Genomic DNA, 14,663 nt, shown 5'->3' with positions numbered 1-14,663 from the left:
GGCATTCCCTGGGAGCGCCGCCCCCAAACCCCCACTATCCGCGCAACAAGTCGAAAGCCGTTGGACCTGCCCGCGCAACGTCGGTACTGCGCGGCCAAGTCCAATCGGAGTTATGACATGGGTTATCGGGTGGTGGTCGCAGGGGCGACCGGCAATGTCGGGCGCGAGATGCTCAATATCCTGGCGGAGCGCGAGTTTCCTGCCGACGAGATCGCCTGCGTCGCGTCGTCGCGCAGCCAGGGGCTGATGGTCGATTACGGCGACACCGGCCGCCAAATCAAATGCCAGAATATCGAGCATTTCGACTGGAATGGCTGGGACATGGCGCTGTTCGCGATCGGCTCCGAAGGCACGGCCGTCTACGCGCCGATCGCCGCCGCCGCCGGCTGCGTCGTGATCGACAATTCGTCGCTGTACCGCATGGACCCCGACGTGCCGCTGATCGTGCCCGAGGTGAACCCCGAGGCGATCGACGGCTACAAGGTCCGCAACATCATCGCCAACCCGAACTGCTCGACCGCGCAGATGGTCGTCGCGTTGAAGCCGCTCCACGACGCGGCGAAGATCCTGCGCGTCGTCGTCTCGACCTATCAGTCGGTGTCGGGCGCGGGCAAGGCGGGGATGGACGAGCTGTTCGAGCAGAGCCGCAACATCTTCGTCGGCGATCCCGCCGAGCCCAAGAAGTTCACCAAGCAGATCGCGTTCAACGTGATCCCGCACATCGACAGCTTCCTCGACGACGGTTCGACCAAGGAAGAGTGGAAGATGGTCGTCGAGACGAAGAAGATCCTCGACAAGAAGATCAAGGTTACCGCGACCTGCGTGCGCGTGCCGGTGTTCGTCGGCCATTCGGAAGCGATCAACATCGAGTTCGAGAACGAGATCTCGGCCGAGGAAGCGCAGACCATCCTGCGCGAGGCACCGGGCATCATGCTGGTCGATAAGCGCGAGGACGGGGGGTATATCACGCCGATCGAATGCGTCGGCGACTTCGCGACCTATATCAGCCGCGTGCGCGAGGATCCGACCGTCGAGAACGGGCTGAACCTGTGGTGCGTCAGCGACAACCTTCGCAAGGGGGCGGCGCTGAACGCGGTGCAGATCGCCGAACTGCTCGGCCGCAGGCATCTGCAAAAGGCGTAAGGTCGAGCGGCGGCACGCTGCGTTTCCCTATCCGATTGGTCCATGAAAACGCCGCGTCGTCACACCCGTGACGGCGCGGCGTTTGCGATTCGCAAGGTTTTCGCGGGCGCGCCCCCGACCGCATGATCGATCCATTTTGCGCCTATCCGATGTCGGGGGGCGTGATAGTCGCCGATCTGAGTTCGACGGTTAACGATCACTCATGGCCGCATCGTCAGGAAAAGCTGACTTTCAAGCAAAGTAAAATCAAAACGGATTTGAGTCATACTCAAATTGAATATCTATTCATGCCAGTAACGTTTGTGAAAAACTACTGTTCCCATATATTTCTTATTTAACGCGGTAACTTACTGTTAGTACACGCGAGATCAAAATCCGTCCGTTCCTGTAGTCGAGCCGAAAAAGGCCGGCGACTTGGAAAGTCAGCGCTGCCGTCGCAGTCGCCAGTGGAGGATTGTTCGATGTCTCATGCGTTTGTTCGCCCGGTGTTCCGCAGTTCCATCACTCATGGCGGTACGGCACCGCCCGTGGTCGAGCCGATCGGGGGCGGGTCGGACCGCGGCGCGCGCGCGCTGCGGCGGTTGCGCGCCGGCGTGTCGCTGATCGGCGTGGCGGCCACCACGCTGTTCGCCACGCAGACCGCCTCGGCGCAAACGGCGACGCCCAACATCGTCAGCGCGTGCTCGGGCATCAGCCTGCCACGGTCGGTGGTGACCGACATCCTGCGGCCGGTGATCAACGGCGTCGTCGATCCGATCCAGTCGACGGTCAATCCGATCCTGGGAAGCGTCAACGCGGTCATCTCGGTGCCGCTCGTCTCGGTGCTCGTGCCGCCGCTGGCCGTCTCCAACCTCAACATCAACGCGACCGGCCTGCTGGACAATGCGGCGAACGGCAGTCCGATCACGCTGCAGGTCCTGAACGCCAACGGCACGATCGTCGGTCCTGCTGATCGCTGCGACACGCAGGCGGACAGTTTCTCGTTGCGGACCCCCGCCGGGATTGCGATCGGTGGCAACCGGATCACCGGGCTCGGATCGACCGGGCTGGAGGCGCTGGCAGGCGAGGCGAATTCGGTGGCGTTCGGCAATTCGGCAGCGACCGCGGCGACCGCGGCGGGCTCGATCGCGTTCGGCACGCGCGCGACCGTCGGCGCGGGCGCAACCGGGGCGATCGCGCTGGGCACCGATGCCAGAGCGACCGGCGTCAACGGCGTCGCGCTCGGCGCCGGGAGCGTCGCCACGCGCGCACCGCAAACCGGCTATACCGCGATCGGACTGGCCGCCGCGCAGAATTCGGCCGGCGAGGTGTCGGTCGGTTCCGCGGGGCTCGAACGGCAGATCACCAACGTCGCCGCCGGGACCGCGGCGACCGACGCGGTCAATGTCGGGCAGCTGGCCGGCGTGCAGGCGCAGATCGGCACGCTCGCAACCGGTGCCGTGCAATATAACACCGCCGCGCAGGACCGCGTGACGCTGGCAGGGGCCGCGGGCACCACGATCGACAACCTCGCACCCGGGACGCTCGGGGCCGGATCGACCGAGGCGGTGAATGGCAGCCAGCTGTTCGCGACCAACACCAATGTCACCAATCTGGCGACCAGCATCGCCAACGGCGCGATCGGCGCGCTGCAATATACGAACGCCGCGACGCCGACCGTTCCGAACGGCGGGGTGCCGAGCAACGATACCGCGCTCGTCGGTGCGGCGGCAGGCCCGGTCGGGCTGCACAACGTCGCCGACGGCGTCGTCGTTGCGGGCTCGACCGATGCGGTGAATGGCGGGCAGCTGGCGGCCGTATCGGGGCAGCTCGGGACGCTCGGCACGCTCGCGGTACAATATGACGACGCGACGCGGACGCGCGCGACGCTGGGCGGTGTGGGCACGGGCGCAGCCCCGGTCGCGTTGGGCAACGTCGCGGCGGGCGCACTCGGCGCCGCGTCGACCGAGGCGGTGAATGGTAGCCAGCTGTTCGCCACCAACACCAACGTCACCAACAACGGCAACGCGATCACCAACCTCACGACCAGCATCACCAATGGTGGGATCGGCGCGCTGCAATATACGAACGCCGCGACGCCGACCGTGCCGAACGGCGGGGTGCCGAGCAACGACACGGCGCTTGTCGGTGCGTCGGCAGGCCCGGTCGGGCTGCACAACGTCGCCGATGGCGCCGTCGTTGCAGGCTCGACCGATGCGGTGAACGGCGGGCAGCTGGCGACCGTGTCCGGCCAGGTCAGCGGGCTGTCGGCGCTTGCGGTCCAGTATGACGACGGTGCGCGGACGCGAGTGACGCTGGGTGGCGTCGGGACGGGGGCGGCACCGGTTGCGATCGGCAACGTCGCCGCAGGCACGCTCGGCGCGACGTCGACCGATGCGGTCAATGGCAGCCAGCTGTTCGCGACCAACACCAACGTCACCAACCTGACGACCAGCATCGCCAACGGCGGGATCGGCGCACTGCAATATTCCAGCGCGGGCGCGCCGACGACGCCCAATGGCGGGGTGCCGTCGAACGATGCCACGCTGGTCGGCGGCGCGGCGGGGACGGTCGCGCTCCACAATGTCGGTGACGGCGTCGTTGCGACCGGCTCGACGGACGCGGTCAATGGCGGTCAGCTCGCGCTGGTATCGGGCCAGCTTGGCGGCCTGTCCGCGCTGGCGGTGCAATATGACGATGCGACGCGCGGCCGGGTGACCTTCGGCGGGGTCGGCGCAGCGCCGGTGGTGCTCGGCAACGTCGCGGCAGCGACGCTCGGTGCGACCTCGACCGAGGCGGTCAACGGCAGCCAGCTGTTCACGACCAACGCCAACGTTACCAACACCAACACCGCCCTGACCACTCTGACGACGACCATCGCCAATGGCGGGATCGGTGCGGTGCAATATTCGAACGCCGCGACGCCGACGACGCCGAATGGCGGCGTGCCGAGCAACGACGTCACGCTGGTTGGTGCGACGGCGGGACCGGTCGGGCTGCACAATGTCGCCGATGGCGTGGTCGCGACCGGATCGACCGATGCCGTCAATGGCGGCCAGCTGGCGAGCGTCTCGGGCCAGGTCAGCGGCCTGTCGGCGCTGGCCGTCCAGTACGACGATACGACACGGACGCGCGCAACGCTCGGCGGCGCCGGGACCGGGGCGGCCCCCGTCGCGCTCAGCAACGTCGCGGCGGGCGCGCTTGGCGCTGCCTCGACCGATGCCGTCAACGGCAGCCAGTTGTTCGCGACCAACACCAATGTCACGAACCTTACGACGAGCATCGCCAATGGTGCGATCGGTGCGCTGCAATATTCGAGCGCGGGTGCGCCGACGACGCCGAACGGGGGCGTGCCGTCGAACGACGTGACGCTGGTCGGCGGTGCAGCCGGCGCCGTCGCGTTGCACAATGTCGGCGATGGCGTGGTCGCGGCAGGCTCGACCGATGCGGTCAATGGCGGGCAGCTCGCGACGGTGTCCGGTCAGCTCGGTAACCTCGCCGCGCTGTCGGTGCAATATGACGACGCAACGCGTACCCGGGTCAGCTTCGGCGGCGTCGGCGCAGCACCGGTGGTGCTCGGCAACGTCGCCGCCGGAACGCTCGCGGCGGGTTCGACCGAGGCGGTGAACGGTGGCCAACTCGTCGGGCTTGGCACCTCGGTCGCAGCGAGCCTCGGAGGCCTGTCGCGCTATGATCCGGCGACCAACAGCGTGCTTGCCTCGTTCGGCTTCGGTGGCACGCAATATGGCAATGTCCAGTCGGTGTTCGACGCGGTCGACGGAGCGATCAATGGCGGTGCGGGGATCCGCTACTTCCACGTCCTCTCGACCCGCGCCGATGGCAGCGTGACGGGCACCGACAGCCTCGCGATCGGGCCCGAAGCCACTGCCACCGCGGGCAATAGCGTCGCGCTGGGCACCGGATCCCTCGCCGTTCGTGGTGGCGCACTCGGCTATGCGGCGCTGGGACTTGGCGGGTTGCAGAACGCTGTGGGGGAGGTGTCGGTCGGCTCGGTCGGTGCGGAGCGGCAGATCACCAATGTCGCCGCGGGTACCGCGGCGACCGATGCCGCCAATGTCGGCCAGGTCGCGGGCGTCGCGGCTCAGGTCGCCGCGCTTGGCAGCAGCACGGTCCAGTACGACAACGCCGCCAAGAGCTCGATCACGCTCGGCGGCGGCACCGGGGGGACGGTCATCACCAACGTCGCGGCGGGCACGGTAGCGGCCGGCTCGACCGATGCGATCAACGGCGCGCAGCTTGCCGCGACCAACGCCCAAGTCGCGAACAACACCACCGCGATCACCAATCTGGGCAATCAGGTCGCCAATGGCGCCGCCGGGCCGGTGCAATATTCGAACCCCGGAAGTGCCACCACGCCTAACGGTGGCACCAAGACCAACGATCTGACGCTGGTCGGTGCGACGGCGGGGCCGGTGGGGCTGCACAATGTTGCGGGCGGTTCGATCGCTGCGGGCTCGACCGATGCGGTCAATGGCGGACAGGTCTATGCGCTGGCGCTGACGACGGTGAATGCGGTCTCGTACGGCACCGATGCGAACGGCGCGCGGACCAATACGGTGACGTTGACGGGTGGTAACGCGGCCGCCCCGGTCAAGGTGACCAACGTCGCCCCGGCGACGCTCGCCGCGGGCTCGACCGACGCGGTCAATGGTGGCCAGCTCTATACCACCAATCAGGCGGCCGCGACGGCACAGGTTACCGCCGACAGTGCGCTCGCGCTGGGCAACAACTCGGTGCAATATGGTCCGTCGCGCACCAACGTGACGTTCAATACGGGCGGTCAGGCCACCGTGCTGAGCAACGTCGCGGCGGGCGTTTCGACCACCGACGCGGTCAATGTCGGGCAGCTCAACTCGGGCATCAATTCGGCGGTGACGCAGGCCAACGCCTATACCGACGGACGGATCGCGGCGCTCGACTTCGATATTCGTTCGGTCCGCCGCGACAGCTATGCCGGGACGTCGGGTGCGCTGGCCGCCGCTGGGCTCCCGCAGGCGTACGAAGCGGGCAAGGGCATGGTCGCGATCGGCGGCGGCACCTATGCCGGGCAATCGGCGGTCGCGGTCGGCATGTCGAAGGCGTTCGGCGACGGCCATACCGTGGTGAAGCTGAGCGGCACCTATGACTCGCAGGGCAAGGCCGGGGCGTCGGGGGGGATCGGGTATCAGTTCTGACACCCCCGGAGATATGCGCGAGCGGGCGGCCGTCGGGTCGCCCGTTTTCGTTCGGGGGCGTTGACAGACGGCGCGCGCGCTCCGAACTGGCCGCGAACCATAGCAGGATGAGACCGTGGCCAGCACCCCGAGCGAGACCCAGTATTTCGACAGCTTCGACGGCACGCGGCTGGCGTGGCACGAGCTTGGCGAGGGCCGGCCGGTGGTGCTGATTCACGGCTATTTCTCTGACGCGAAGACCAACTGGATCCGCTACGGCCACGCCGCAAAGATCGCCGCGAAGGGGTTTCGCGTGATCATGCCGGACCTGCGCGCGCATGGCGACAGCGGCAAGCCGCACGGGCTGGAGGCGTATCCGGCGGATGCGCTGACGCAGGACGGACACGCGCTGGTCGCGCACCTGGGGCTGACGGACTATGACCTGGGCGGCTATTCGCTGGGCGCACGGACGACGTCGCGGATGCTCGCGACGGGGGCGACGCCGCGGCGGGTGATCTTCTCGGGGATGGGGCTTGCGGGGCTGACGCAGACGTCGCGGCGCGCTGGCCATTTCCGCAATATCCTGACCAAGCTCGGCGAGCATGTGCAGGGGACGCCTGAGTGGCTGGCGGAGGCGTTCCTGAAGACCACCGGCGGCGACCCGGTCGCGCTGCTCGGGATTCTCGAGACGTTCGTCGACACGCCGATCGAGTCCGTCAAGGCGATCCAGCAGCCGACGCTGGTCGTGTGCGGGGCGGAGGACCAGGATAACGGGTCGGCACCGGACCTAGCCGCGGCGCTGCCGCATGGGGAGTATGTCGAGACACCCGGCGGCCATATGAGCGCGGTGGTGAAGCCCGAGCTTGGGCAGGCGATCGCCGACTTCCTGGCGCGCTGACGCGCACGGGGACCGGCACCCTTTCCGCCACATCTTCCGTCACCTGACGAAAGTCAGGATGACGGGGGGCGGGCGGGGCGGGGACGGGGCTGACATTTGTGATCGCGGGTTGACCACGGCGCGGTCGAGCCGCCATCAGTGCCCCGCATAAAAGGGGATGATGATGGTTCGGTTCAGTGTTTCGATGTTCGCTCTGGCTGGGGCACTGTGTGCAGTGCCGTCCGTCGCCGGCGCGCAGGCTGCCGTTGCAGCGACCCCGACTCCCGCGGGCAAGCCGACTGTCGCGCAGGCGGATGCGTTCGTCGCCGAGGCCGAGCGCGTGATGGCCGCCGCGTCGATCGACGCGAACCGCGTGGCGTGGGTCAACGCGACCTACATCACCGACGACACCGATGCGCTGGCGGCGAAGTCGGGTGCGGAGATGACCGATCTTGGCGTGAAGTACGCGTTGGGGGCCGCGCGCTATGCGGCGGTGCCGGGGTTGTCGTTCGATACCAGGCGCAAGCTCGATCTGCTGCGCGGCGGACTGACGCTGCCCGCGCCGACGCAGACGGGCGCGTCGGAGGAATTGTCGACGCTCACCACCAAGATGTCGTCGTCCTACGGCAAGGGCATGGGCACGCTCGACGGCAAGCCGATCAACGGATCCGACATCGAGGCGGCGATGGGCTCGGTGCGCGATCCGGCCAAGCTGACCGAGATGTGGGCGAGCTGGAACGACAAGGTCGGCGCACCGATGCGCGGCGACTATGCCAAGATGACCGCGATCTCGAACGAAGGCGCGCGCGAGCTCGGCTACAAGGACGTCGGTTCGCTGTGGCGGTCGGGCTACGACATGACCCCCGAGCAGTTTGCCGCGCTGACCGATAAGATCTGGAAAGAGGTCGAGCCGCTCTACATGGCGCTCCACACCTACACGCGGTGGAAGCTGAACGAGAAGTACGGCGACGCGGTGCAGGCGAAGACCGGTCCGATCCGCAGCGACCTGCTCGGCAACATGTGGGCGCAGGAATGGGGCAATATCTACGACATCGTCGCACCCAAGGGGGCGGGCGACGTCGGCTATGATACCGGCGACCTGCTCAAGGCGAAGGGCTATGATCCGCTCAGGATGGTGAAGCAGGGCGAGGGGTTCTATTCGTCGCTGGGCTTCGCACCGCTGCCGGAGACGTTCTGGAAGCGGTCGCAGATCACCAAGCCAGCCGACCGCGACGTGATCTGCCATGCCTCGGCCTGGGATCTCGACAACCAGGACGATATCCGGATCAAGATGTGCACCAAGGTGAACGCGGACGATTTCGTCACGATCCACCACGAGCTCGGCCACAATTACTATCAGCGCGCGTACAAGGCGCAGCCGTTCCTGTACAAGAACGGCGCGAACGACGGCTTCCACGAGGCGATCGGCGATACCGTCGCCTTGTCGATCACGCCCGATTACCTGGTTAAGATCGGCCTGCTCGATGCGGCCAAGGTGCCGAGCGCGGACAAGGATATCGGCCTGCTGCTGCGCCAGGCGATGGACAAGGTCGCGTTCCTGCCGTTCGGGCTGCTGATCGACAAATGGCGTTGGGGCGTGTTCTCGGGGCAGATCCCGGCGACCGGTTATCAGGCGGCGTGGGATCAGCTGCGGCTGCAATATCAGGGGATCAAACCACCGGTCGCGCGCGACGAGACCAAGTTCGATGCGGGCGGCAAATACCATATCCCGGCGGCGGTGCCGTATACGCGCTACTTCCTGGCGCGCGTGCTGCAGTTCCAGTTCTACAAGGCGGCGTGCGACCAGTCGGGCTGGAAGGGGCCGCTGCATCGCTGCTCGTTCTACGACGACAAGGCGGTCGGCACGAAGCTGAACGCGATGCTGAGCATGGGGCAGTCGAAGCCGTGGCCGGATGCGCTGCAGGTGTTCACGGGCAGCCGGCAGATGTCGGGCGCGGCGCTGGTGGCGTATTTCGCGCCGTTGAAGGCGTGGCTCGACGTGCAGAACAAGGGCAAGCCGACTGGGTGGTGAGCAGCCTACCTGTTTCCCGGCGAACGCGGGGATCCAGGGCCACGTGTGCCGTGTTTGGTTTTAGCTGGGCCCCCGCCTCCGCGGGGGAGCATGCGATCTAGATAACCCATCACCACCCCGGCGGAGGCCGGGGTCCAGTTGGGGGACCGGGCTAACGGAGCGATGCGCGTTCTTACTCAGGACGTTCCACCTGGACCCCGGCCTTCGCCGGGGTGGTGGTAGAAGCCGGGGTGGTCGTGGCAGCCGGGGTGGTGGTGGCAGCCGGGAGCCGTAGCGGGGGCGAGTGCCCGACCGCGGTTATTCCGGGACCGAGCCCGGATCGGCGATGCCGGCGGCGAACGACTTCGACGAGTCGGTTCCGTCGGCCTGATGGGCGTGCTCGGGCGCCGTCTCTGGCTTTGGCAGTTTGGGAAGCTTTGGCGTGCTGCCGCGCAGGGTGAGCAGCGCGCCGATCGCGGCGCCGGCGACGGCGACACCGCTGAAGATCGCTGCGGCACCCCATTTGCCACGCGCCTTCTCTGCGGGCTTTATAACTGCAGCGAGCGGCACGATCGGGCGCGCCGAGGCTGGACGCGGCGTGCTGCGCTTGGTCGAGCGCGGTTTTGGGGCAGGCTTCGGCACTGCCTTTCGTGGGGGCGACTCCGCGGACGACTTTGCCTCGGATGTCGGCTTCACCGGAGTCGGTTTCGACGGCGCGACCGGTTTGGCGGTCGAGGTCGCCGCGACCGACTTGGGCGCGCTGGTCTTGCGAGGGGCACGGCGCCGGGTGACGGGCTTCTTGGCGTCCGTCTCGGGTGGGTCGGTGTCGGCCACGGCTATGCTCCCTCAGAAATGATTGCGGATGCGTAACGCATTGGTACGCGATCCGCTCCGTATTTGCGCGCTTAGCGGAAGGGCGGCTCGTCGAACGCGCGCAGCTTGCGGCTGTGGAGCTTGGCGCCCTCAAGCCGCAATTGCTCGCACGTCTCGATGCCGATCCGCAAATGCTCGCTGATCGCGCGCTCGTAGAAGCGGTTGGCCTGGCCCGGCAGCTTCAATTCGCCGTGGAGCGGCTTGTCCGAGACGCACAGCAGCGTGCCGTAGGGGACGCGGAAGCGATAGCCCTGCGCGGCGATCGTCGCCGACTCCATGTCGATGCCGACCGCGCGGCTGAGCGAGAAGCGCAGCGCGGACTTCGAATAGCGCAGTTCCCAGTTGCGATCGTCGGTGGTAACGATCGTGCCGGTGCGCAGGCGGCGCTTCAACTCCTCGCCCGACTGGCCCGAGACGATCTCGGCCGCCTTGGCCATCGCAACCTGGACTTCGGCGATCGCGGGCACCGGGATCTCCGGCGGCAGCACGTCGTCGAGGACATGGTCGTCGCGCAGATAGGCGTGCGCAAGCACATAGTCGCCGATCCGCTGGCTGGGGCGCAGGCCGCCGCAATGCCCGATCATCAGCCACGCCTCGGGCCGCAGCACGGCGAGATGGTCGCAGATCGTCTTCGCGTTCGACGGGCCGACGCCGATATTGACCAGCGTGATGCCGGTGCGATCGTCCGCCATCAGGTGATAGGCGGGCATCTGGTGCCGCCGCCATGCGCTGTCGGAGATGATCTTGTCGATATCGTCGCCCGACGAGATCGTGATCCCGCCCGCGCCCGACAGGCTGGTGAAGCGGCTGCCTTCACCCAGCTGCGTGCCGGCCCAGCGGACGAACTCGTCGACATAGCGGTGATAGTTGGTGAACAGCACGAAGCGCTGCGCATGCTCGGCGGGCGTGCCCATGTAATGGCGCAGGCGCGCGAGGCTGAAATCGGTGCGTAAGCCGTCGAACAGCGCGAGCGGGCGCGTATCGTCCTGCGCGACCCAGATACCGTCGGCGATCTCGTCGCCGATATGCGCGAGCTCGGTGGCGGGGAAGTGGCGCGACAATTCGGTGGCGGACACTTCGTCGAGGCTCAGCGCGTGGCCGGGATCGATGACGTAGGGGAACGGGATCTCCTGGCGGCCTTCGACGGCTTCGACGGTGACGTCGTAATCCTCGATCAGCAAGGTGAGCTGTTCGATCAGATATTCGGCGAAGATCGCGGGCTTGGTGACGCTGATCTTGTACTGGCCGGGCGTGACCATGCGGCCGAACGAGCGCAGCGGAGTGGGACGGTCGACGCCGCCCTTATAGGTCAGCCGGATCTCGGGATAGGCGAACGAGCCATCGGTGCGGCTGGCGGGATCGGGGACAGTGCCGTCCGCGATATAGGCGCTCATGGCGCGTTGGAGGCGTTCGACGGAGGCGCGGTAGAGGCGGTCGAGGTCGGCGACGAGGTCGGATGCGAGTGTCATCGCGCAGTGTTAGGTGGCGCAGGTTACGGTGGCAAGACTGCGGGCGACCTCCGGTTTGAAACCACCCCGGCGAAGGCCGGGGCCCAATTGGGGAACAGATTTAACGGCGGACAGCCCGAAGTTACCTCGGTCCTGCCAATTGGGCCCCGGCATTCGCCGGGGTGGGAATAAGGGCGGGCATTGCGCCCGCCCTTTTACATCAGATCTCGCTGAGGAGATGCTCGGCCGAGCTGACCTTGAACTCGCCGGGGGCCTCGACGTTGAGCTGCTCGACCACGCCGTCGTTGACGAGCATCGAATAACGCTGGCTGCGCGTGCCCATGCCGAAGCCCGAGCCGTCCATCGTCAGCCCGATCGCCTTGGCGAAATCGCCGTTGCCGTCCGCGAGCATCGTGATGTCGCCGGCGCCCGCCGACTTGCCCCATGCGCCCATCACGAACGCGTCGTTGACCGAGACGCAGGCGATCTCGTCGACGCCCTTGGCCTTCAGCTCGGCTTCCTTCTCGACGAAGCCGGGGAGGTGCTTGGCCGAGCAGGTCGGCGTGAACGCGCCGGGGACCGCGAACAGCGCGACCTTACGGCCCTTGAAGAAGCTGTCGGTATCGACCTGGTCTGGGCCGTCTGCCGTTGCCTTGACGAGGTTGGTGGTGGGAAGCCGGTCGCCGACGCTGATCGTCATCTGAAATCTCCTGTCGCCGCGAAGTGGTCGCGCGCGAGCCGTACCTTGGACTCAGGCGTACGTATTTCAAGCGTGGCGGGCGCCGGTCTGCGCCGCTATGTTCCAACGCATGGACAAGACGGCCTTTCTTTCGGGACAATTCCTGCTCGCGATGCCGGGGATGAGCGACCCGCGCTTTGCCCGCGCGGTGATCGCGATGTGCAGCCATGACGAGAATGGCGCGATCGGCATCGGGCTGGGCGCGACGATCGACGGGCTGGGCTTTCACGACCTGCTCGAACAGTTCGGGATCGAGCCCGGCGATGCGCCCAACGCGCCGGTGCATTTCGGTGGCCCGGTCGAGCCGCGGCGCGGGTTCGTGGTGCACTCGTCCGACTGGGGCGGGCAGGATAGCGTCGACGTCGCGGGGCGGTGGAAGCTGTCGAGCACGGTAGACGTGCTGCGCGCGATCGCCGAGGGGCGCGGGCCGTCGCAATGGGTGGTGGCGCTGGGCTATGCCGGCTGGGACGGCGGGCAGCTCGAGGGCGAGCTGTCGCGGCCGGGGTGGTTCAATGTGGCGGGGGATACCGGACTGGTATTCGAGACCGCGGCGGAGGATCGCTGGACGCACGCGTTCGCGCAGGCGGGCGTGGACCCGCGGTTGCTGGTGGCGGAGACGGGGCGGGCGTAGCTCGATCCTCCCCCGCCAGGGGGAGGTGGCGGGCACTTGCCAGACGGAGGGGGAGGAGAGGGAAACCTCCGCTCCGTGTCCTCCCCCTCCGTCGCCTTTGGCGCCACCTCCCCCTTGCGGGGGAGGATAGTGTGCACGCTTGCGAGCTCGCCTCGAGGGGCCAAGCTGTCATATAAAGATATCTTTATATTTGCCCTGAGCGCCCCGATCGGCTAAGTGGAAGGGTATCCGGCACGGGCATGAGGCTCGCCGATAATAGAATTCCAGGAGACCCATCGTGGCCACCACACTTGCACCGGCGAAGACCGATTACGTCGTCGCCGACATCAGCCTTGCCGATTTCGGCCGCGCCGAGATCAACATCGCCGAGACCGAGATGCCCGGCCTGATGTCGCTGCGCACCGAATTCGGTGCAGCGCAGCCGCTCAAGGGCGCGCGCATCACGGGTTCGCTGCACATGACGATCCAGACCGCGGTGCTCATCGAGACGCTGACCGCGCTCGGCGCCGACGTCCGCTGGGCGACGTGCAACATCTTCTCGACGCAGGACCATGCCGCTGCCGCGATCGCCGCGTCGGGCGTCCCCGTGTTCGCGATCAAGGGCGAGAGCCTCGCGGACTATTGGAACTATGTCGGCGACATCTTCTCGTGGGATCGCGACGTCGAGGGCCAGACCGCCAACATCATCCTCGATGACGGCGGCGACGCGACGATGTTCGCACTCTGGGGCGCCAAGCTCGAGGCCGGCCACACGATGCCCGAGCCCGAGAACGAGGAAGAGGTCGAGATGCAGCGTGCGCTGAAGGCGTATGTCGCAAAGAACCCCGGCTATCTGACCGAGACCGTCAAGAACCTGAAGGGCGTCTCGGAAGAGACCACCACCGGCGTTCACCGGCTGTACGAGATCGCCAAGAAGGGCGAGCTGCCGTTCCCCGCGATCAACGTCAACGACTCGGTCACCAAGTCGAAGTTCGACAACCTCTACGGCTGCAAGGAATCGCTGGTCGACGCGATCCGTCGCGCGACCGACGTCATGCTCGCGGGCAAGGTCGCCTGCGTCGCCGGTTTCGGTGACGTCGGCAAGGGGTCGGCCCAGTCGCTCCGCAACGGCGGCGCACGCGTGATGGTCACCGAAGTCGATCCGATCTGCGCATTGCAGGCCGCGATGGAGGGCTTCGAGGTCGTGACGATGGAAGAGGCGGTGACCCGCGCCGACATCTTCTGCACCGCGACCGGCAACGCCGACGTCATCACCGCCGATCACATGAAGGCGATGAAGCCGATGTCGATCGTCTGCAACATCGGCCACTTCGACTCGGAGATCCAGATCGCCGCGCTGTCGAACTATGACTGGACCGAAGTGAAGCCGGGCACCGACCTGGTGAAGTTCCCGGACGGCAAGCAGATCATCATCCTGGCGAAGGGTCGCCTGGTGAACCTGGGTTGCGCCACCGGCCACCCGTCGTTCGTGATGTCGGCCTCGTTCACCAACCAGACGCTCGCGCAGATCGAGCTGTGGACCAAGGGCGAGAACTACAAGAACGAAGTCTACGTTCTGCCCAAGCACCTCGACGAGAAGGTCGCGATGCTCCACCTCGAAAAGCTCGGCGTGAAGCTGTCGAAGCTTTCGGACAAGCAGGCCGGCTACATCGGCGTGCCCGTCGAGGGGCCGTTCAAGCCCGATCATTACCGCTACTGATCCTCACGATCCCGTAGAGTTCTCGAAAGCCGCGTTCGCCATCAGGCGGGCGCGGCTTTTTCGGTGTGCGGCCTTTATCTTCGGGCTGC

General features: G+C 66.8%; 9 protein-coding genes. 6 read left to right on the top strand and 3 right to left on the bottom strand.

The window, feature by feature from the left end:
• Nucleotides 1–117: 117 nt before the first annotated feature.
• From ASF00_RS09045 to ASF00_RS09030, 4 genes are all read left to right on the top strand, one after another.
• On the top strand, nt 118–1,143 hold the full coding sequence (locus ASF00_RS09045; RefSeq protein ID WP_055877609.1) for an aspartate-semialdehyde dehydrogenase: 1,026 nt from the start codon (nt 118–120) through the stop codon (nt 1,141–1,143).
• Between the two features lie 461 nt (nt 1,144–1,604).
• The gene (locus ASF00_RS09040) at nt 1,605–6,317 is read left to right on the top strand and encodes a YadA-like family protein (protein ID WP_082463343.1); all 4,713 of its coding nucleotides are present in this window, start codon (nt 1,605–1,607) and stop codon (nt 6,315–6,317) included.
• A 115-nt stretch (nt 6,318–6,432) separates the two neighbouring features.
• Nucleotides 6,433–7,194, top strand: a complete 762-nt coding sequence (locus ASF00_RS09035) for an alpha/beta fold hydrolase (RefSeq protein WP_055877601.1) — start codon at nt 6,433–6,435, stop codon at nt 7,192–7,194.
• Nucleotides 7,195–7,357: 163 nt separating this feature from the next.
• Nucleotides 7,358–9,205: a M2 family metallopeptidase gene (locus ASF00_RS09030; protein WP_055878725.1), complete on the top strand. Its 1,848-nt coding sequence runs from the start codon at nt 7,358–7,360 to the stop codon at nt 9,203–9,205.
• 297 nt (nt 9,206–9,502) lie between these two features.
• Here the strand turns inward: ASF00_RS09030 and ASF00_RS18010 are convergent, their stop codons facing one another.
• The 3 genes from ASF00_RS18010 to ASF00_RS09015 form a co-directional block, all read right to left on the bottom strand.
• Complete coding sequence (locus ASF00_RS18010; protein WP_082463342.1) at nt 9,503–10,018, bottom strand: hypothetical protein; 516 nt, start codon at nt 10,016–10,018, stop codon at nt 9,503–9,505.
• Nucleotides 10,019–10,089: 71 nt separating this feature from the next.
• Nucleotides 10,090–11,526 (bottom strand): AMP nucleosidase, encoded by a 1,437-nt coding sequence (locus tag ASF00_RS09020; protein ID WP_055877597.1) that lies wholly within the window; start codon nt 11,524–11,526, stop codon nt 10,090–10,092.
• 199 nt (nt 11,527–11,725) lie between these two features.
• On the bottom strand, nt 11,726–12,205 hold the full coding sequence (locus tag ASF00_RS09015; RefSeq protein WP_055877594.1) for a peroxiredoxin: 480 nt from the start codon (nt 12,203–12,205) through the stop codon (nt 11,726–11,728).
• Between the two features lie 109 nt (nt 12,206–12,314).
• Between ASF00_RS09015 and ASF00_RS09010 the strand changes: the two genes are divergently transcribed.
• Nucleotides 12,315–12,875, top strand: a complete 561-nt coding sequence (locus tag ASF00_RS09010) for a YqgE/AlgH family protein (RefSeq protein ID WP_055878717.1) — start codon at nt 12,315–12,317, stop codon at nt 12,873–12,875.
• Nucleotides 12,876–13,152: 277 nt separating this feature from the next.
• Nucleotides 13,153–14,574, top strand: coding sequence for an adenosylhomocysteinase (ahcY, locus tag ASF00_RS09005; protein WP_055877589.1), 1,422 nt, complete (start codon nt 13,153–13,155; stop codon nt 14,572–14,574).
• Nucleotides 14,575–14,663 lie beyond the last annotated feature (89 nt).

It is taken from the genome of Sphingomonas sp. Leaf34, from assembly GCF_001421805.1.
Taxonomy (GTDB): Bacteria; Pseudomonadota; Alphaproteobacteria; order Sphingomonadales; family Sphingomonadaceae; genus Sphingomonas.
The sequence above is the reverse complement of the archived record's forward strand: the minus strand, read 5'-3'. Positions and strand labels throughout refer to the sequence as shown.